This is a genomic window from Clostridium sp. LY3-2 (assembly GCF_024705715.1).
GTDB lineage: Bacteria > Bacillota > Clostridia > Clostridiales > Clostridiaceae > Clostridium.
The window spans coordinates 37983-59637 of record NZ_JAMDLQ010000028.1 but is presented as its reverse complement, the minus strand read 5'-3'; the positions used below and the strand labels follow the sequence as shown (position 1 = coordinate 59637).

The 21655-nt window shown below is 28.0% G+C and carries 18 protein-coding genes; 1 reads left to right on the top strand and 17 read right to left on the bottom strand.

What is annotated here, in order from left to right; translation table 11 throughout:
- Positions 1 to 20: 20 nt before the first annotated feature.
- The 8 genes from M4I33_RS09570 to glsA form a co-directional block, all read right to left on the bottom strand.
- Positions 21 to 1904, bottom strand: a complete 1884-nt coding sequence (locus M4I33_RS09570) for a cell wall metabolism sensor histidine kinase WalK (RefSeq protein ID WP_257916571.1) — start codon at positions 1902 to 1904, stop codon at positions 21 to 23.
- Positions 1905 to 1965: 61 nt separating this feature from the next.
- On the bottom strand, positions 1966 to 3897 hold the full coding sequence (locus M4I33_RS09565; protein WP_257916570.1) for a HAMP domain-containing sensor histidine kinase: 1932 nt from the start codon (positions 3895 to 3897) through the stop codon (positions 1966 to 1968).
- 142 nt (positions 3898 to 4039) lie between these two features.
- Entirely contained in the window at positions 4040 to 4960 is a 921-nt protein-coding gene (locus M4I33_RS09560) for an alpha/beta hydrolase (protein WP_257916569.1), read from the bottom strand.
- A gap of 129 nt (positions 4961 to 5089) precedes the next feature.
- Positions 5090 to 6208, bottom strand: a complete 1119-nt coding sequence (locus tag M4I33_RS09555; RefSeq protein WP_257916568.1) for a glycosyl hydrolase — start codon at positions 6206 to 6208, stop codon at positions 5090 to 5092.
- 25 nt (positions 6209 to 6233) lie between these two features.
- On the bottom strand, positions 6234 to 6776 hold the full coding sequence (locus M4I33_RS09550; RefSeq protein ID WP_257916567.1) for a lytic transglycosylase domain-containing protein: 543 nt from the start codon (positions 6774 to 6776) through the stop codon (positions 6234 to 6236).
- Positions 6777 to 6801: 25 nt separating this feature from the next.
- On the bottom strand, positions 6802 to 7401 hold the full coding sequence (gene coaE, locus M4I33_RS09545; protein ID WP_257916566.1) for a dephospho-CoA kinase: 600 nt from the start codon (positions 7399 to 7401) through the stop codon (positions 6802 to 6804).
- Between the two features lie 15 nt (positions 7402 to 7416).
- On the bottom strand, positions 7417 to 10008 hold the full coding sequence (polA, locus tag M4I33_RS09540; protein ID WP_257916565.1) for a DNA polymerase I: 2592 nt from the start codon (positions 10006 to 10008) through the stop codon (positions 7417 to 7419).
- 91 nt (positions 10009 to 10099) lie between these two features.
- A complete protein-coding gene (gene glsA, locus M4I33_RS09535; protein WP_257916564.1) occupies positions 10100 to 11017 on the bottom strand; it encodes a glutaminase A in 918 nt (305 codons plus the stop codon).
- Between the two features lie 167 nt (positions 11018 to 11184).
- On the opposite strand from glsA, the gene M4I33_RS09530 reads away from it, so the two are divergent.
- Positions 11185 to 12426 carry an aminopeptidase gene (locus M4I33_RS09530; protein WP_257916563.1) on the top strand — a complete coding sequence of 414 codons (1242 nt, stop codon included), beginning with the start codon at positions 11185 to 11187 and terminating at the stop codon, positions 12424 to 12426.
- Positions 12427 to 12459: 33 nt separating this feature from the next.
- Here M4I33_RS09530 and M4I33_RS09525 read toward each other — a convergent pair whose 3' ends face one another.
- From M4I33_RS09525 to M4I33_RS09485, 9 genes are all read right to left on the bottom strand, one after another.
- The gene (locus M4I33_RS09525) at positions 12460 to 12681 is read right to left on the bottom strand and encodes a hypothetical protein (protein WP_194189961.1); all 222 of its coding nucleotides are present in this window, start codon (positions 12679 to 12681) and stop codon (positions 12460 to 12462) included.
- 69 nt (positions 12682 to 12750) lie between these two features.
- Positions 12751 to 13218, bottom strand: a complete 468-nt coding sequence (locus M4I33_RS09520; RefSeq protein WP_257916562.1) for a DUF3284 domain-containing protein — start codon at positions 13216 to 13218, stop codon at positions 12751 to 12753.
- A gap of 154 nt (positions 13219 to 13372) precedes the next feature.
- Positions 13373 to 14833: a PTS sugar transporter subunit IIC gene (locus tag M4I33_RS09515; RefSeq protein ID WP_257916561.1), complete on the bottom strand. Its 1461-nt coding sequence runs from the start codon at positions 14831 to 14833 to the stop codon at positions 13373 to 13375.
- 193 nt (positions 14834 to 15026) lie between these two features.
- Entirely contained in the window at positions 15027 to 15338 is a 312-nt protein-coding gene (locus tag M4I33_RS09510) for a hypothetical protein (RefSeq protein WP_257916560.1), read from the bottom strand.
- 360 nt (positions 15339 to 15698) lie between these two features.
- Positions 15699 to 16907: an NADP-dependent isocitrate dehydrogenase gene (locus tag M4I33_RS09505; RefSeq protein ID WP_257916559.1), complete on the bottom strand. Its 1209-nt coding sequence runs from the start codon at positions 16905 to 16907 to the stop codon at positions 15699 to 15701.
- Positions 16908 to 17068: 161 nt separating this feature from the next.
- The gene (locus M4I33_RS09500; RefSeq protein ID WP_257916558.1) at positions 17069 to 17950 is read right to left on the bottom strand and encodes a LysR family transcriptional regulator; all 882 of its coding nucleotides are present in this window, start codon (positions 17948 to 17950) and stop codon (positions 17069 to 17071) included.
- A 72-nt stretch (positions 17951 to 18022) separates the two neighbouring features.
- Positions 18023 to 18319 carry a hypothetical protein gene (locus M4I33_RS09495; protein ID WP_257916557.1) on the bottom strand — a complete coding sequence of 99 codons (297 nt, stop codon included), beginning with the start codon at positions 18317 to 18319 and terminating at the stop codon, positions 18023 to 18025.
- 224 nt (positions 18320 to 18543) lie between these two features.
- The gene (locus tag M4I33_RS09490; protein ID WP_257916556.1) at positions 18544 to 19965 is read right to left on the bottom strand and encodes an APC family permease; all 1422 of its coding nucleotides are present in this window, start codon (positions 19963 to 19965) and stop codon (positions 18544 to 18546) included.
- A 215-nt stretch (positions 19966 to 20180) separates the two neighbouring features.
- The gene (locus M4I33_RS09485) at positions 20181 to 21503 is read right to left on the bottom strand and encodes an NCS2 family permease (protein WP_257916555.1); all 1323 of its coding nucleotides are present in this window, start codon (positions 21501 to 21503) and stop codon (positions 20181 to 20183) included.
- Positions 21504 to 21655: the final 152 nt, after the last annotated feature.

Below are 21655 nucleotides of genomic sequence, written 5' to 3'. Positions count from 1 at the left end.
TTAATTTTAAATAATTATTCTTATATGTAGATATCTGAAAACTCCAAATCTACCTTTTCTTCAAGTAAATTTAATTCTAAGTCTTTTTGAAGTTCATAGTTTTCTATTTCTTTTATAGGGATATTAAACATGAAGGTATTATTGTTTTTATTTGATATAAAATTCATATAACCTCCGTGGGCTTCAATTATAGCTTTGCATAGATAAAGACCTAGTCCACTTCCTTCTTTTTCCCGACTTAATTCTTTATTAGCCTTTGTAAATTCATCAAAAATATAGGGAACTATATCTTTTGAAATAATTTCACTATTATTTTGTACTGTAATAGCTACTATATTCTTTTCTTCATTTAATGAAACATTAATATATATCTCTTTATTTTTTTCACCATACTTTACACTGTTTGATAAAAGATTTAATATGACTCTCTCTATCATATCTTTATCAATAGGTACAAGTATCTCTTCATGTGTCGTATCAAAAATTAAGTTATTACTTATTTTTTGAATATATTTATTGCAAACTTGAGATACATTTTCTATAACTTCAACGATATTGCAATTTTTCTTATTTGGAATAAGGTATCCTTCTGAAATCTTATTTGAATCTATAAAATTATTTATAGTTCTAATAAGTCTTAAACAGTTTTGTCTTATTTTAAATGTATTCTTTTCAATTTTATTTACCATATTATTATCTAAATAATATTTATTTAATTGAAGTGCTGAATGAATAACATTTATAGGTGTTCTTAATTCATGTGAAACATTTGAATAAAATTCATTTTTGATTTTTTCTTTTTTTATACATTCGTCATATTGCTTTTTAGCTTCGTAATATTTGTTTAAATCTGTTATATCCTTTAAATACACAATCCAATCATTTACACCAGATTTTATCTGATATACTTCAAACTCTCTATTATTATCAAAAGATTTTAAGATATTTTTTTCTTTATCTCTATTTTCTATTAGATAATTTATAAATAATTTTGTATCGCTATTTTTTAATCTATCTTCTAATATTCTACTTGCAGAATTATTTATAAATAAAATGTTATCTAAATGAATTAACATTATTCCATCGTTTAAAGAATTTAAAATATCAAAATATCTTTGTTCTGACCTTTTATTTAATGTTTGTAATTCTTTTAAGATTGTATTTCTTTTATCTAATTGCATATTCATTTTTTCATACATTTTAGTTAATCTTTTTAATTCTTCTTCTTCTGATATATAATTTTCTTCTAAAAGCCTTCTTGATATAGCTTCGTAAAGCACAAAATACGCAAGATCTCTTAGTAAGCTTAGGATAAAGTTCATATTTATGTTATCTATAAGTGTAACACCATTTAATGCAGTATAAATATTAATTAATGTTAAATAAATAAGTGCACTTGGAATAATATTTACTCTTTTTTTATACGTTTTAGCTGCATTTAATAAAATTAAAACAGAAAATATACTTATTAGATGAATTTTAAGCATCCATAAGCTATTTAAACTTAAAAAATTTATATTTATAAAAGCTTTAGAATTATTAACTAAAAATGCTAATAATATACCTAATTCAAGTACCCCATATATTATAAATACCTTGCCTCTAGATAACTTAAACTTATAAAATATGCAACCTAAAGGAATTATTGAAACTTCTAAAATAGAATTACATCCAACTAATGCTCTGTAAAAATCAGTATTATACGCAAAAGGGTCTATTGATAACATAACACCTCTAATATAACCTAGCATACTTAAAATAAAAAATCCTATTGCAGTATTTGTACTTATACCTATCTCTTTTCTACTAAAGGCTATTATTCCTATAGCAGTACCACAAGCTGATATCATAATTTCAGGTATCATTAAATAATGAATACCTTGCTTACATGCACCATACAACACAAAAATTATTATTCCTGTAAAAATAGGAATATTGACAATCGATCCTTTGTTTTTAAGGCACTTAATTATTTTTTAGCCCCCCTCTCTTAAAAAACAAACCGACTTTAGTTCCACACAACTTTTTACTTTCGATAGTTACTTCTCCCCCTTGGGCCTCAACTAATCTTTTGACGACATATAGCCCTATACCACTTCCTTTTTCCATAAGGCTTTTCCCCTTGCCTTTTGTGCTATACATATCAAAAATGTTTTTTATAAGATCTTCATCTATTCCTATTCCGTTATCTATTATTTCAATATTTACTCCTAGTAAATTATTTGTTATTTTAACTAATACTTCACCTCCCTGCTCTGTAAATTTAATAGAATTAGAAATTATATTAACTATTATCCTATTAATTGCCTTTTTATCTAAATATAAATATATTATCTCTTCATTTGTATCAAAAATTAAGTCTATATTTTTGCTTTTAGCGTAAAACACTAAGCTTTGAACTATCTCTTCAATAAACTCAACTACTTCTATCTTTTCTAAATTTACATCAATATCGTCTGAATTAATCTTTCCCACATCAATTATATTATCCGCTAAGCTTATAAGTGATGAACAATTACTTTTAGAGATATCAATATACTTTATAAGTGAATTTATGTCATTGTTTTGTACAAAAAATGATTCTAATTGAGTAGCTGAATAAATAACATTTATTGGAGTTTTTAAGTCATGACTTATATTTGATAAAAAGTTCTTTCTGATTTTTTGCCTAAATTCATTTTCTTTTATTTCATCTTTTATTTTATTTAGTTTCTCTTTTGATGTTATATCCGTAAAAGATAATATAATCTCACCATTTTCTATATTAGTATTAACTAATTGCATAGTTAAAAAAGATTCACTATTTCTTATTTTACATTTTGATATCTTTAATTTAGAATCATCATCAAACACATCTCCGTTTTCAATATCAATTATATAATTAATATTAAAATTAACTATTGACCGTAGATTATCCTCTCTTACTAGATTTAGAAAAAGTTTATTTGCATATATAATTCTTTTAGTTTCATTATTAATAATAACTAAAGGTACTGGCATACTTCTAAGTAAATCCTTAACAAGCTTCTCGCTATTTTTAAGCCTTAACCTTGTAAACTCATGTTCTCTTATTTTTTCTAGATAATCTTTATTAATATTTTTTAGTTCTTCACTTTTACTATATACTTTAGCAAACAGTATCTTATATGGGTTATTCAATAAATTATCTACTGTAAAAATTGCTAAAACATTTAATTCAGTAAAAATCAATGCATTTAGAACTCTTGAAAAATCATTTGGTACATAGAAAATTAGCATTATTAACATAAGAATGCTTACAATTAAATTTATAATTGCAAATACATAAAAATAATTTATTTCATCCTCTATAACTAAATCGAATTTACTAATATCATTAATATTAGCTACAGCTGTCTGTATAAAATATAATACCCCAATCACTACAGAAACTCTGTTCATATCTAAATTATATAAAATTAATATTATTCCAAATAGCACTATGATCCTTATTAAATGATTTTCAAGTATTATTCTTTTTGTATTTATAAAAGCAAATACAGCACGGATAGCTTCAGCATAAAGAATTAATAAGTATATCCCATACTCTTTTAAAAATATTATATTATCATTTTTTCTCATTATCTCTGTTAAATCAAGCATATAAACTACTAAATTACTAAATATAACAACAATAAATACATAAGATACTAAATCGAATAATTTACTTCTATCTAATCTTCTAGTTGACCAAGTTACAAGTATTACACAAAGATTTGTGACAAACATTATTATTTGGACTAAATAAATTCCAACTAATACGTTTTTACTAAAGGATAATATTATAAAAGAATACATTGAGAAACAAAAAATCATTGAAAGTATAACCTTTATTTTTGAACTGTATAAAAGATTTTTTAACTCACTATTTTTTGACATTTTTACCCCCTTTATACTAATTTTACTTTATTTATATCTCTCTGTGAAGGATATCGACTAAAATAGTATTAAAATGACAAATTAAATCCAAAATAAAAAAACAACTCCTTTTTAGAGTTGTTTTTTATGAAAAATTTTAATATTAATTATTTTTCTCTAACCAAGCTAATACATCAGATATAACTTCATCTTTATTTTTCTCATTTAACATTTCATGTCTACCATCTTTATAAAGCTTATATTTTACATCCTTTACTCCAAGCTTAATAAAAGAGTTATAAAGATTTAATATACCTTGCCCAGACTTACCTACAGGATCTTTATCTCCTGCAAAGATAAAAATAGGCATATTCTTATTAATACATTTTAAATTATCCTCGTTATGGATACTCCATATACCATCTATTAAATCGTGATAAAATGAAGATGTACAAACAAATCCACAGTACTTATCTTCAATATATTTATCTACTTCTTTTTCATCACCGCATAACCAATCAAAATTAGTTCTAACTGGCTTAAATTTATTATTAAAAGATCCAAATGATAGCTTGTCCATAAGCTTACTAACGTGGTCTCTTCCTTTTAAAGTCATTTCTATCTTCGCAATTAATCTTCCAAGTTTTGTTATCTTATCTGGTTTTCCGTTAGTTCCAGATAGAATAAGCTTATCTATAGTATCACCATAAATTTCAGCATACCTCTGACTTAAAAAAGATCCCATACTATGACCAAATAAAATAATTTCTTTTGATGGGTGGTTTGTTCTTATTATAGAATTTAATTTATTCATACCATCTACCATACTATTAAAGCCATGAATATCACATGCATATCCTAATTTTTCTGCACTTTTACCATGTCCCCTGTGGTCGTTTGCATAAACTACATAACCTTCTTTAACTAATCTTCTAGCAAAGTAATCATATCTTCCTGCCCACTCTGTCATCCCGTGTGCAATTTGAACGACCCCTTTAATATCAGAATCATCTACTTTTTCATCTTTCCAAACATATCCTTGAATATCTTTATTATATCTATCTTTAAAAATAAAGTTTTTCATTATATCCTCCACTCTAACCTTAAAATTACCTTACAATTATATTATATAGTTCTATCTTAAACTATACAAATAAAAAAGTTTTAAGGATTCTTAAAAAAAATAAATGTTATAGTTTTAGAACTATAACATTTATTTTACATCTCTATATGCAAGTAGCGCATTTAAATTATCGAAAGAATATACAGTAAGAGTATTCGGATCTCCGTATCCTCCGTATATCTCACTATCCTTATTTAAAATTTGAAAGCCTTCTAATTTATTTAATGCTAAGTTATATAATTCAGTATCATTTACCTTACTAGCTATTCTTAAAAGTAATGCATAGATAGAAGTAGATTCAACTTTTGATGCTTTTTCTCCAGTATTTCTGTCATAAACTGCATAAATTGCACCGTCTTTTTTAAACTTCTGTTTAATAAAGTTTACGCTTTTAGATACATCATCACCTATCTCTGCTTTATTTAATATTATTATAGATGAAAGCAGCATATCTGGGTTTTCTGTATCATATTTTTTTGTATCATTTTCATAATATTTACTATAAAGCGGAAGCTTATCACTTATAAACCCGTTATTTATAACTGTCTTAGCATTTTTTAATACAAACTTCCACTTAGAATCTATATTATTTAGATATTTTAAAGTAGGTAAATCTAAATAACAAAGAGTTGTTTTTTTGCTTTTTCCTGAAGGATCTTCAAAATCGATTAAACTATCATCAACTACTAGATTTTTATAAATAGAATTTGATATACTTATAGCTTCGATTCTATATTTAATTCCTTTAAATCTTTCATCAGCTAAAAGTAATGCCTTAACTATTCTTAAATCGTCAATAGTTGCAGAGCTTTCTGCTTTTTTATCTCCTTCAAGTCTCCAACTTATTAAGCCGTTTTTTAACTTTAAATCATCCTTTATAAATTCTAAAGTTTTATCAAAATTTGAAGTGTCTCCTCTATCTAAATAGTATTGAAGCATCATCCCTTCTGATTCAGATAATACTGCATCACCTTTAGTTATATCCCCTTCGCTTAGTTCTTTTTTAAAGTTAGTTTTTATACCACCGTTTTGGTTTGTCATATCTTTTTTTATAAAGTCAAATAGAAGCTTTTCTCTATCACTTACAGGGTTGTTATTAAAAACAACCTTTGACTCTATCGGAATAATATATGGCATTATTGCCCTAACTCCTATTAGAAGTAATAATAATGCAAATAAAACTATTCCTGTAATCTTAAATTTACTCAATCCTAATCACCAATGTTTCTATATTTTATTTATACAGCTTACTGTATATTTTATAATAAAAATTTACTTTTTCAACGTAAGAATCAGTTTCTTTAAAAGGTATCTTAGTTACATTTACCCCGTCTTTTGAATACCTTTCATCTTCTAACCATTTATTAACGTTGCCTCTTCCTGCGTTATAAGCTGAAATAACTAAATCCCAATCTTTAAATTCTTTATATAAATCCTTTAAATACCAAGTTCCCATTTTGATATTTATTTCTGGGTTATATAAGTCTTTTGTATTAAAATTATTTATTCCCATCTTTTTTGCTATATCTTTTCCTGTTTCTTCTGTTATTTGCATAAGGCCACAGGCTTTTTTGTTTGAAGTTGCATTAGGATTAAAATCGCTTTCTGCCTTTATAACTGATAAAACAAATAGTGGGTCTAAATTATTTTCTTTACTATATTTATCTACATAATCTTTGTAATTGTATGGGAAAATATATTGCTTTGCAACGTATTTAGCCCCTAGAATTACACCTACTAAAACTATTAATACTACTAATATTCTTCTTAACTTCATTTTAGATACTCCTAATCAATATCATTTATATAAATGATTTGAAAAACTCAATAACTTCATCTACTTGATTTTTAGTACTTTCTAAATCTTTATTATTATCAATAATAATATTTGCAAATTCTTTCTTCTTTTCAAGCGGCATTTGAGAGTTTATTCTATTTAATGCATCAGTGTTACTTAATTTATCCCTAAGTTTAATTCTAGAAATTTGAGTTGCATTATCTGCAAAAACTAAAACAACATAATCCATCTCTTCATGAAGATTCGTCTCAATAAGAGTTGGTGCATCAATAAATACTAACTTTTCGCCTTTGTTTTTGTACTCTTCAATTTGTGAATCGATTTCCTTTTTAATAAATGGAAGAATTAAATTTTCGAATTTTTTTCTTTGAATCGGAAACCTGAAAATATGGTTTCCAAATTCTTTTCTTCTAAATTCACCTCTCCAATCAAAAAATCCTTCACCAAAATCTATCCTTACTCTTTCTAAAATTTCAGGGTATTTTAAAAGAACTTCTTTAGATATAATATCTGCATCTATTAATTTAAATCCGTTTTTTATTATTATTGATGAAATAGTACTCTTACCAGTCCCAATACCACCTGTAAGACCTATCTTTAACATTATAAATATCCTCCTCTACTTAGTATCGTACCAAGTCTTTCCGTAGTTACCATCAACATCTAGTGGAACTTTTAATTTGATTGCGTTTTCCATCTCTTCTTTTACTAATATATTTACTTTTTCTAATTCATCCTTTTTAACGTTTAAGATAAGTTCATCGTGTACTTGAAGTATTAATTCACTTTTTAATCCTTCTTTTTTTAATCTATTATAAACGTTGTTCATAGCTATTTTTATAATATCTGCAGCACTACCTTGAATAGGTGCATTCATAGCTAATCTCTCTCCTAGTGCTTTAACTATCCTATTTGAAGATTTTATCTCTGGAATTATTCTTTTTCTGTTTAAGATAGTTTTTATATATCCATTTTCTTTAGCACTATCTATTAAAGAATCTAAATATGTTTTAATTTTAGGATATCTATCAAAATAAACTTTCATATATTCTGAAGCTTCTTTTTTAGTAACTCCTATATCTTGCGCTAGAGAAAAATCGCTTATTCCATAAACTATTCCAAAGTTAACCGCCTTTGCACTTGAACGCATAGTAGATGTAACTTCTTCTATAGGAACGTTAAATACTTCTGAAGCTGTTTTAGTGTGGATATCACTATGGTGCTTAAAAGCATCTATCATATTTACATCACCGCTCATATCTGCAAGAACCCTAAGTTCTATTTGAGAGTAATCGCTTGATAGTAATAGATCATCTTCATTTGTCGGAATAAAGATCTTTCTAATTTCTCTACCCATCTCATATCTTATAGGGATATTTTGAAGGTTTGGTTCTGTACTTGATAATCTACCTGTTGTAGTAACAGTTTGATTAAAGCTTGAATGTATTTTGCCATCTTCATCAATCAAGGCCATTAATCCTTCTACGTAAGTTGAGTTAATCTTTGTAATTTGTCTATAATAAGTTACTTTATCTATTATAGGGTGCTTATCTCTTAACTTTTCTAATACATCTGCATTAGTTGAGTATCCTGTTTTTGTCTTTTTAATTACAGGAAGGTCTAATTTTTCAAATAATATCTTTCCAAGTTGTTTTGGTGACCCTATATTAAACTCTTCTTCTGCTAAGTCATATATCTCTTTTGCAGTTACTTCTATTTCTTTTTTGAATTTATCTTTTAATTCTTTTAGAGTTTCTTCATCTATGTTAAACCCGATATTCTCCATAGAAGCTAAAGTATAAATTAAAGGATGTTCTACACTATAATATAATTCATCCATTCCTTCATCTTTTATCTTCTTAGTTAGTCTTTCTTCTAACTCTTTTAAGTAAACTACACCTTTTTTTAAGCATTCATCTTTATCGCCCTTTATTTCATCTCCTATAAATAGCATAACTATTCTATCTATGTTGTAATCACTTTGAGCTGAATCTATTAAGTATGATGCAATTGCAGTATCAAACTCGAAGCCTTTAACCTCAATACCTTTTTTATTAAGTATTTTAATTAGTGCTTTAGAGTCATGAATTACTTTTATTTTGTTTTCATCTTCGAAGAATTCTTTTAAAACTTCAAATCCATCATTATCTAGATTAGTCATATCTATAAAGTTTGAATCTTCTCCTTTAGATACTACAAATGTTTTAATGCTTCTTTTTGAATTTAAAGGAGATTCGTTTATATCGTAAGCTATATAATATTTATTATCTTCACTTAATAATATTCTTTTAAGTTCTTCACTATTACTTAATTCAGTTATATCTATAACTCTCTCTTCTTCGTCACTTGAAGAGATATATTTATTTAATACTGACTTCATATTAAGTTTAATAAGTAATTCTTTAAGCTTATCTTTATCTGTTTCTCTCTTATCTTTTATCTCTTCCATTATTCCCTCAAAAGGAACATCTACCATAATAGTTGCAAGCTTTTTACTAAATATCGCTTGTTCTTTATAGTTTTCTAAATTTTCTTTAAGCTTTTTCCCACTTATACTGTCTATATTCATTAATACATTTTCAACTGAACCGTATTCTTTTATAAGTTTAAATGCTGTTTTTTCACCAACTCCTGGAACTCCTGGAATATTATCTGATTTATCTCCCATAAGTCCTTTAACGTCTATAAATTGTGTTGGTGTAACTTCAAACTCTTTTACAAATGTGTCGTAATCGTAAGCCGCTACTTCTGAAACACCTTTTTTAGTTATAAGAACATTAATATTCTTATCTGCTAGTTGAAGGGCATCTTTATCTCCAGTTACTACGTATACTTCCATACCTTCTTTAGCTGCAGTCTTTGCAATTGTTCCTATTATATCATCAGCTTCAAATCCTTCTATTTCGTAGATGTTTACACCTAATAGCTTTAAGAATTCTTTTACAACTGGAAATTGCTCGCTAAGTTCTGGAGGCATTTTTTTTCTTCCTGCTTTATAATCACCATATTCTTTATGCCTAAAGGTTGGTGCTTTTTTATCAAAGGCAGCCACTATATAATCTGGATTTATATCGTCTTGCATCTTTAAAAGCATATTTGAAAATCCATAAATAGCGTTTGTATTAAGTCCTTCATTGTTTGTTAATGGTGGAAGTGCATAAAATGCTCTATTTAACAATGAGTTTGAATCTAAAATAAGTAATTTTTCCATTACTAACCTCCATATTTTTTAATTTTAAGTGTTTCTTTTCTAATTATAACATTTAGTATCTTTTAAAAATTTAAAATTAGCTTACAATAATTTAAAAAATACTTAAATCTAATTCTTTTGATAAATCTTGTAATAATTTAATTCCCGCTATACTGTTCCCCTGTTCGTCTAAAGCAGGTCCGTATACTCCAATTCCCATTCTCTTTGGTACAGAACTAAGTATTCCTCCGCCTACTCCACTTTTAGAAGGCACTCCAATTCTTACAGCAAATTTACCTGAAGCGTCATACATACCACAAGTTGTCATAATAGTTTTTACTATTCTACAAGTATCTTTCTCTATAAGTTTTTCACCGCTCCAAGGTATTATTCCATCGTTTGCTAAAACTGCGCCTAGTCTTGCTAAGTCTTTTGCATTTGCTTCTATTGAACATTGTCTAAAATATAAATCTAATATCTCTTCAATATTCCCTGTAAGTATACCGTTACTTTTCATAAAATAAGCTAAAGCTCTATTTCTATCCCCTGTTAATTTTTCTGAAACGTATACTTCTTCATTAATACTTATATTAGGGTTATTAGTAGCTTTTTTCATAAACGTAATAAGTTTCCCTACTTTTTCTTCTTCTGTTTCACCTTTTATAAGCGATGTAGTAAGTATCGCCCCAGCATTTATCATTGGGTTATATGGTCTTTTAGTATCCTTAACTTCTAAGTTAACTATAGAGTTAAACCCTGCGTCAGTTGGCTCTACGTTAACTTTATCAAAGACAACTTCTTTTCCGTTATCATCAATTGCAAGGATTAACCCCACTACTTTTGATATACTCTGTATAGTAAATGTTTTATCACATTCTCCTGCAAAATACTCTGTACCATCTAATTTCACAATTGCAACTCCTAAATCATTAGGATCTGCTTTTAATAAGGCTGGAATATACGATGCTAGCTTACCTTCTTTTCCGTAATCTTTATTTTTATGAACTAAATTTTCTAGTAAGTTAAACATATTTTAAGTCTCCATTCCTATTCTATTTTAATAATATTCCAAATATTTATATTATATCCTTTATCCTTTGTCCTTACAAGATTTACTTAAGTTAACTAGCTATTAACTATATTATTATTACTTATTATGGTAAAATTATATTTAAATTAATCAATGGAGGTAGAAAAATGAACAAAAATTTCGATTTACTTTTAAAAAATTATGCAAACCTTATAGTAAAAAAAGGTTTAAATATTCAAAAAGATGGATTACTTATAATTAATTCACCTATAAAATGTGATTACTTTGCAAGAAAGGTAGCTGAAGCTGCATTTAAAATCGGTGCAAAAGACGTATTTATAAATTATTCAGATGAAGATTTCTCAAAAATAAGACTTCAAAACGCTTCTTTAGAAACAGTATCAGAAATACCAGATTTTGAAGTAGAAAAATATAATTATTATATTAGCCGCGGGGCTTCTGTATTTGCAATTTCAGCTAGCAACCCAGAACTTTTAAAAGATGTTGACCCTAAAAAGATATCATCTAGCGTTCAAGCTAGAAGCAAAGCTTTAAAAGAAGTTTACTCTGATAAACTTATGAGCAATGAAAATGCTTGGTGCATAGTTTCAATTCCTACTAAAGAATGGGCTATGAAAGTATTTAATGATGTTTCTTCTAAAGAAGCTGTAGAGCTTTTATGGAATTCTATCTTTGATATTATGAGATTAAATAGCGAAGACCCTATAAAGTCTTGGGATATTCATTTAAATAACATAAAAAAACATTTAGAATTTTTTAATAAAAATAACTTTAAATATCTAAAGATGAAAAACTCACTTGGAACAGATTTAAAAGTAGAATTACCTTTAAATCATATTTGGTGTGGAGGTTCTGAATTTACTAAAGGAGGAGTTGAATTTATTGCAAATATGCCAACAGAAGAAATCTTCACAACTCCTAAAAGAGATGGAGTAAACGGAATAGTATATGCATCAAAACCTTTAAATTACAATGGAACTTTAATTAATGACTTTAATATTACTTTTAAAGATGGAGAAATAGTTAATTTCGACGCAAAAGAAGGTTTAGAAGCTTTAAGAGAATTAATAAATACTGACGAAGGTTCTAAGTACTTAGGAGAAGTTGCTTTAGTTCCTTATAACTCACCTATTTCTAATTCAAACATATTATTTTACAATACTTTATATGATGAAAATGCCTCTTGTCACTTAGCTATAGGAGAAGCTTACCCATCATGTATTAAAGACGGAGAAAACCTTTCTAAAGAAGAGCTTTTAAAGATCGGTTCAAACGTATCTTTAACTCACGTTGACTTTATGTTTGGAACTTCAGACTTAGAAATAATAGGTGTAACTTACGACGATACTACTATAGAAATATTTAAAGATGGAAATTATGCATTTTAAATAAAAAAAGAAGGAAACTTATTTCCTTCTTTTTTAGCTTTTATTATATTTTTCATAAACTCTTTTAAGTATATCCTTTAAGCTATTCGATTCTAGAAAAATTTCCTTTCCTTTTGGAAGTTTTCCGCCTTCGATTTTAACGTTATATAACTTACTTGTATCTTTTTCTCCATTAACTTTAAAAACTAATGAACCTTTGTCCTTTTTAAGTTCTTCTAACATCTTATAATACTTGTAATAACTTTTTATATCCATTTTAGATATCCTTTTTAATTATTTACAATATATTATATTTTAAAGCTTTTATATTATTCTTAAAATTTTCTATTCTGAAACAGCCTTTGGCTTCGCTTTTTCTACCTTTTCTCTATAAGTTAATATCTCATTTTCTAAACCTTGTACTAAATAAGAAAATCTATTTTTAATTCTCTTTTTAAAAACGAAGTTTTGAATCATACCGTTCATAGCTTTAAAAAATCCTTCTGTACAGTCAGATTCTTCTAAAGTGAACCTAGTTTTTGAATCACCTAAATCTTCAAACCTATATGTAGAAACAAACATTAATTTATCTCTAACTGTAGTTATTTGATATAGTTCATTTAACTTATAATCTGTTATCTCAACCCTTACTTTTGCTTGCTTCATTCCATAATTTCCAGCAGTTTTTGTAGTATATGTCCCTATAGGATCTTTCGGATTAAAATTTGCAAAATCTCTTTTTGCTGTTCTAATAATTACTTTAAATACCTCATCTACTGGATAATCTAATTCTACGCTATTTATAAATGCCATAATTAAGTCCCTCCCTTAAAATCTAAATTTATATTAGCCCCTACACTAATTCTAATATAAATTTAAATTTTAATACAGTATTTTCCTAAATTTAAAAGAAGGCATAAGCTATATTTATAGCTTATGCACTTCAAAATTAATATTATTCTTCTAATTATTCAGCATCTTCTGCCATCTTGTTAGAAGCTATAACAAATGGTGTCCAGATAATTAGAGCTACTACGAATAGTAATGCTGCTAATATAGCTGCTTTGAAATCTCCATTTGTAGCTAAGAAAGCTGATAATACTGGTGGAGTTGTCCAAGGAATGAACGCTTGGATTTTTTCAACCATACCTGCTTCAGTTGCGAAGTATGCTAAAGTTAATAATATTCCTGGAGTTAATACGAATGGTATAAAGTAAATTGGGTTTAATACGATTGGTAAACCGAATATTACTGGCTCGTTGATTTGGAATAATCCTGGAGCGAATGCTAATTTAGCAAGTTCTTTTTGCTCTTGTCTCTTAGAGAAGATCATTATTGAAATGATAAGAGCGAAAGTAGCTCCTGATCCACCTGGCATTGCGTATACGTCTACGAAGTTTCTAGTGAATGTGTGGATTGCTTCTTTACCTTGAGCAACTAACTCAATATTTTCGTTTAATGTTGGTAAGTACATAGTGTTAAGAGCAGGCTCTACCATGTTCATACCGTGTAATCCGAAGAACCATAATAATTGAGAGAAAGTGATTAATCCAATGTAAGTAAATGGAGATTGTCCTAATCTCTCTAATGGTTTTTGAATAGTAGTATCTATCCAAGATTTGTAGTCAGTTCCTACAACTTTTAAGAATAGCATTGAAATTATTGCAAATACCATAACTGTTAAGATACCAGGTATAACTGCAGCGAATGATCTTGAAACTGCTGGTGGTACTTGATCTGGTAACTTGATAACAAGACCTTTTTTAACTATAAAGCAGAAGAATTGAGCTGAGAATAATGCAACTAAGATACCAGCGAACATTGCAGTTGAGTTAAATGATCCCCAAGAGATTTGTCCCCAAGTTCCTGTTGTAGTTATAAAGTCAGCGCCAACTAAACTTTCTTTTAAAGCGTCAGGTGCAACACCTAATGTTCCAGCGATTTTGTTTAGAGTTTCAGGAACTTTTTCTACTAAAGTTACATCTTTAATAGTTGAAGTTAATCCATCTAAAACTTGTGAATCTGGAATCATAGCTAAGTATGCTCCTAAAGCAACGATTGCTGTAGCAAGTGGATCTACTTCTTGAGATCTACCGTAAGCGTAAGCTATAGTGATTACTAAGTAAATAGTAGTCATTGCTAATGTTGCCCACCACATTTGGTTAAACACTGGGTTAACATATTTTTCTAAGAATGGGAATACAGAAGTTTTGTATGCCTCAATCTTCATTAATTCTCTACCTACTAATGAGTCCGGTTTTAATAAAACGTTTAGCATCATAGTACCAACGGCACCGATTAATGATATAGGTAGGTAAGCTATAAATCCATCTCTTAGCGCAGCTAAGTGTTTTTGGCTACCAAGCTTTGATGCGATAGGCATCATAACCTTTTCAAGCCAAGCAGCAAATTTGTCCATAAATTTCATTTTGGTTTCCCCCCTGAATTGATTTATTTATATGAAACTTTCTTTTTTGATTTACTAGGGTGCCGCCCTGTAAATCTCGAAAGTACCCATAACTTAGTATCATATAATTTGCAATTCTTTTAAACTACAAACCCTTTTAAATTATATTTAATTATATTAACTTAAGTAAATTTATATAACTTATATTCTAAATTTATTTTAAGTACTCTTCTATTGTTGGTAGAATTTTTTCAATTCTCTTTAATCCAAAGTCAGCTGGTTTAATACTAGAATATGGAATGTTAGCTCCTTCTAATTCCTGCTGTATTTTCTTTTCTACAAGTAACATCTCTGGTGAGATAAGAGCTACATTAACATCTCCATTTTCAATGATTTCTCCCATACCTGAATCATTTGAAAATATCCACTCGATATTTAAAGAGTTCTTTTCTGTGTAGTCGTTAACAAATCTTTCAAACGCTTTTGATTGCCCTGTTCCTTTAGACAATACTAATACTTTGTTCATAATCTGCATCTCCTTCTATTCCCTAATTATTAGTACAATTTCCTTTTTCTTCTTCTGTTATCATTTACATAATAACATTTATTTTACGGTTTGTACATAGTTTTTGAATATTTTGTAAGTTATTTTTGTAATCTTAAAACCTACTTTAATATTATAGGATTTAGTCAAGAGAAATATTACTTAAAATAATGAATTTTTTATAACTCTTAGCATTATTTCCCTTCCTTAAATCCTATTTTATATAATTTTTCACATAATGTAAACATTTTTATGGATTATTTTTGTAATTTTTTCTGATTTTCTCAGTTTAATTAATTATATTAATTTTTTATTACTAATTTTATTTTTAATACATAATTTTTATAATATTTTGTCTAAAAGGGTATTTTTTACATCTTCTAAAAACTCAAAACTATTTCTAACTTTAATATTTTCAAAATTGCTAATTAAAGCTAAATCTTTAGTCATAAATCCTTTTTCTATAGTCTCTATAACTGCTTCTTCTAAACTATTTGAAAAATTTATAAGTTCCTTATTAGAATCTAATTCCCCTCTTTTTCTAAGGGCACCAGTCCAAGCGAAAATAGTAGCAACAGAATTAGTAGAAGTCTCTTCTCCTTTAAGGTGTTTATAATAATGCCTTTGAACTGTTCCATGTGCAGCTTCATATTCAAAGTTTCCATCTGGAGATACTAAAACTGAAGTCATCATAGCTAAAGAACCAAAAGCCGTTGCTATCATATCACTCATAACATCACCATCATAGTTTTTACAAGCCCAAATCATCCCGCCTTCTGACTTAATAACTCTAGCTACTGCATCATCTATAAGAGTATAAAAATACTCAATATTTTCTTTTTCAAACTTTGCTTTATATTCTTTTTCAAATATATCGTTAAATATATCTTTAAATGTATGATCGTATAACTTTGATATAGTATCTTTACTTGAAAACCATAAATCTTGCTTTGTATCTAACGCATAATTAAATGAGCTTCTAGCAAAACTTTCGATAGAATTATTTAAGTTATGCATTCCAAGCACAACCCCATCTCCATCAAAGTTATGGATAAGTTTTCTTTCTTCATTTCCATTTTCATCTGTAAATAAAAGCTCACACTTTCCTTTAGATACTTTCATTTCCACATCTTTATAGATATCTCCATAAGCATGCCTTGCTATAGTTATAGGTTTCTTCCATGTTTTTATGTAAGCTTCAACAACCTTTGTAATTATTGGTGCTCTAAAAACAGTTCCATCTAAAATAGCTCTTATAGTTCCGTTTGGACTTTTATACATATCTTTTAAGTTATATTCCTTAACTCTATCTTTATTTGGAGTAATAGTTGCACACTTAACTCCAACCCCATATTTTTTTATTGCAAGTGCTGCTTCCTTTGTTACTTCATCATTCGTAATATCTCTCTTTAAAAGTCCTAAATCATAATATTTCGTATTTAGTTCTATAAAAGGCTCTAATAATATACTTTTTATTTCCTTCCACAAAACCCTTGTCATTTCATCTCCATCCATTTCAACTAATGGAGTTTTCATCTTTATCTTTTCCATAATATAGCCCCCTTTTTTTGCATGAAATGTAAAAAACATTTATTTTCAATTATATCTCACGCTACCTTTTTTTACAAATTTGAATATAAAAAAAAGACACGCTACCCTAGCATGTCTTTATGTAAACAATTTTATTAAATTAATTTTAGAAAAGAAGATTTTTATTTTATTTTAAAGGCTTCTTCTATAAAAGCTTCCATATTGCTACTTATAAATTTATCTTTGTGATGTAAAAATAATAGATCCCTTTTAATTTTTTCGCCATTAAACCCTTTAATAAGTAATTTATTATTTTCTACTTCTTCTTTAACGCAAAGATTTGATATACAACCTATCCCAAGACCAGCCTCAACACTCTTTTTAATAGCTTCTCCGCTTCCAAGTTCCATATAAACTCTATAGTTTATTTCATTTTTATTTAGGTAGTTTTCAACTATCTCTCTAGTACCACTACCGTATTCTCTCATTATAAATTTTTCTTTAGTTAATATGTCCCCTTTTAAAAAGTCTACTTTTTCCCACTCTTCATTTTGAGGTGTAATAAATACAATTTCATCTTCTAAAAACTTTTTGTATGTAATTTCTTCTGAATGAATAGCACCTTCTGTAAAGGCAAAGTCTATCTTATTTTCTAAAATCAACTTCTCTATATTCTCTGTATTTTCTATTATTAGTGATATCTCAATTTTCTTGTTAAGCTTTGTAAACTCTTTTATTATATCTGGAAGAATATAAATACCGATAGTTGTACTTGCACCTATATTAATTTTTCCAAACTCTCTATTCCCCATTTTCCTGATTGTATCAACGCCTTCATCATAAAGGTTTAAAATTCTTCTTGCATAATTAAAATAAACTTCACCTTCATGAGTTAAAGATATCTTTCTACCAATTCTATCAAAAAGTTTTACTCCTAAGTCTTCTTCTAGTTCTCCAATCGCTTGGCTTACCGACGGTTGACTGATATATAAACTTTTAGCAACCTTTGTCATATTTAAATGTATAGCTGTTTCATAAAAAATTCTAAGTCTTCTGAAATTCATATTTTCTCTCCTTACTTTCTAATATACCTAAACTAGAGCTAAGTAAAATAAATTACTTAGCTCTATTATACACTATTTATCATCAATATTTTCATAATCTACGTCGATTGCTTTTGATGTGTCGAAGTCATCATCATCTGAATCAGACATCTTTTCATTACTATAATATGTCTCTCTTTCTTCATACACATTTTCATTCTTTTTGAATTCTTTTTCTACCTTTTTACCTTTTAATTTGAAATATCCCCAAAGGACAAGCATCGCAACTAATATGAAAGGTAAAAGATAAATAAATAAATTAATGACAGCCCCTATAATAACAACGCCTATTATTATATAAAGTATAGCTTTCCAATTCACTCTATTCATATCCTCATTCCTCTTCTTCCTGGTTTACTTCATTATACAATTTAATTCTTAAGTATAAAAGCATATATTCCTTAAATTTTCTTAACATAATCACTTAAGAGTTATTGTATAACCTATTATATAGTATTTAATTTATTTTTCAAGTATTTACTTTATATTTAATCTTTTCTTAACTTTTAAAGAGAATAAAAAAAAGTGCTAAATTAAATTTAGCACTTAAAATTTTATCTTTTTTTCTTTTTAGCTATAATAGGTAATATAAATCCTAGACCTATTAATATAAATGGCGTTAAAACATTTAAACTAATTTGGAACCACCAAGGGCTACTAAATGTTTCTACTCCTTGAGGGAACATTCCTAAAACACAAGCGAATGCTGTAAAGATAAAGCACCAAACACCTACTCCAAATGCAATCTTGTCATTTTTTAGGAATTTGTAATCTGATTTAAACTTATCTTTAGCTTTTTTAAGTAGCATAAACGCTAAGAACACCCAAAGATATCTAAGTGGCATTACAACTGCATTTAATCTTAAAAGCCAGCTGTATAATTCGTTCATGTTTCCTATTCCTAAAGCAGGAACTATTATTAATATTCCAACTAAAACAGAAGTCATTATATAACCATTAACCGGAGCTCCATTTTTGTTTGTTTTTGTTAAACCTTTAGGAACAAAATTATCATCAGTATCTGCAAGTAATACTTTTAAAGGAGCATCTATTGAAAATACTAAAGCAGAAATTTGAGCTGCTGTATTTGCAATTGCGTAAATAATTAAAAGTATATTTCCAAGACCATAATAATCTCCAAGTTTTTGGAATGCATAATATTGACCATTCATCATTAGATCGTTTGGAATATTATTTGCATCAAACATCATTCCCATAGCAACTGAACCTAATATAGCTGATACACCAACCATAATAGCAAGTACTATCATGCCTATTGGGAATTCTTTTGAAGCATTCTTAGTATTATTTACATAAGGTGATATCTTTTCTGCACCACCAACTGAGAATACTAACATAGATATTGTTGTTAGGTATGCAAAGTTAAAATTAGGAATTACACTATGTAACGAAATATCTGTAGTTGCAATTTGAACACCTCTTAAAGCCGGTGCTGCAATCATCATTAATATGTAAAGTATAGACATAATAAATGTAGCTGTACCTGCTACTGTACCTATTATTTTAAGTGAGTTCATTCCTTTTAATGAAACCCAAACGAAAAATAAGAAAATACCTAAAGTTATTAACTGTGCCGTCATAGGAGATAAAGTCTTTATTAAATCTCCATTCCCTTTAAATATCCACCCAAGTCCAACTAAAACGTTTTGTGGCTTTTGAGCAAGATATGGAATATGTACTACCCAGTAAGTCCACCCTGCAAAGTATGCTAGAGTTGGTGTACTAGTTTCTCTAATCCAAGTACTAACTCCCCCTTTACCTTCTTTAAATACAGAGCCAAGTTCTCCTACCATAAGGGCATAAGGAACAAAGTATAATCCAATAATAAGCACCCAAGAAACTACTACTTGAAGCCCTTGGTTTGCGAAGTTATTTACTACGTTACCAAATCCCCAAACCATTACAAATGCCATCAAAGAAAGATTATACCATCTAAGCTTTTTATCTTCTGCCATCTAATCTCCTACTTTCTTTTGTAAAATAATATAATAAAAAGATTATACCAGTTTTCAGATAATTCGACAATTTTTTTACGATTATTTTTGTATTTTTTAGATAAATAGTTCGATTTTTTATAATTAATTATCTAATATTTTAAATTCTTAAGTTTTATGAATCATTTATATTAGTGTATAAAAAAAAGCACCTAAAAATTAGGTGCTTTAAACTTCTAATGTACTACAAACTTTAAAATAAAGATTATTGCAATTACAACTGTTGCTACACTTATATCTTTGAATTTTCCAGTGAAAACTTTTAATACAATATAAGATACAACTCCAAATATGATACCGTCAGATATACTATATGAGAAAGGCATCATTATTATAGTTAAAAATGCAGGTATAGCTTCTGTAAAATCTTCTAAGTTTATTTCTTTTATAGGTTCAATCATAAATAAACCTACTAATATTAAAGCTGAAGCTGTTACAGCTGGAGTGATTACTGCAAATATCGGTGCAAAGAATAATGCAAGACCAAACATTATAGCTGTAGTTACAGCTGTAAGTCCTGTTCTTCCGCCTTCTGCAACTCCTGATGCACTTTCAACAAATGTTGATACAGTGCTTGTTCCAACGCACGCTCCGAAAGTAGTTCCTATAGCGTCTGATAATAATGCTTTTTTGATATTTGGAACTTTTCCATCTTTATCAAGCATTTTTGCTTTAGTTGCAACTCCAACTAAAGTACCTATAGTATCAAATAAATCCATAAATAATAAAGTAAATAATACTATTACCATATCAAAACTAAATATGTTATGCCATTCAAAAGCAAATAACACACCTTTAATTGAAGGTGGTGCACTCATTAAAGTGTGAGGCATAGGTGTTAAACCAAAAGGTATACCTATTATTGCTGTAACAAGCATTCCAATAAATAAAGCTCCCTTGATTCTTCTAGCTATTAAAACTGATGTTATTAATAAACCAACGATAGCTAAAAGACCAGGTCCTTTTACTATATTCCCAAGTTGTACAATTGTTCCTCCATCTTGGTGAACAACTATTCCAGCTCCTTCAAGTCCAATTAAAGCTATTAAAAGCCCGATTCCAACAGCTATACCTTTTTTAATACAATCTGGTATAGAGTCTACGATAGCTTCTCTAACATTAAATAAAGTTAATAATATAAATATAATACCTTCTAAGAATACTGCAGTAAGTGCAAATTGGTAAGAATAACCCATTTGTAGAACTACTGTGAAAGCGAAGAATGCGTTTAATCCCATTCCTGGTGCTTGTGCAAAAGGTAATTTAGCGTATAATCCAGTAAGCATAGTTGCAACAAATGCCGAAAGTGCTGTTGCAGTAAATACTGCTCCTTGATCCATTCCAGCTGCTGATAAAATTGATGGGTTAACAATTAGTATGTATGCCATCGTCATAAATGTTGTAATACCAGCTAAAACTTCTGTTTTAGGTGTAGAACCAGCCTTAGTAATATCGAAATAATTATCTAATAGACCGTCTTTTTTAAAAAGGTTTTTCATCTTATCACTCTTTCATGTAAATTTCGTCCGCATTCTATAATACCTTATTTTTTTACATTTTTCTACCCTAACTCCGAATATTTTTTTCAGTTTTAGCTATTTTTTTAATAAATATATCGATTTTACGTATATTAACTTATTAATTCGCCATT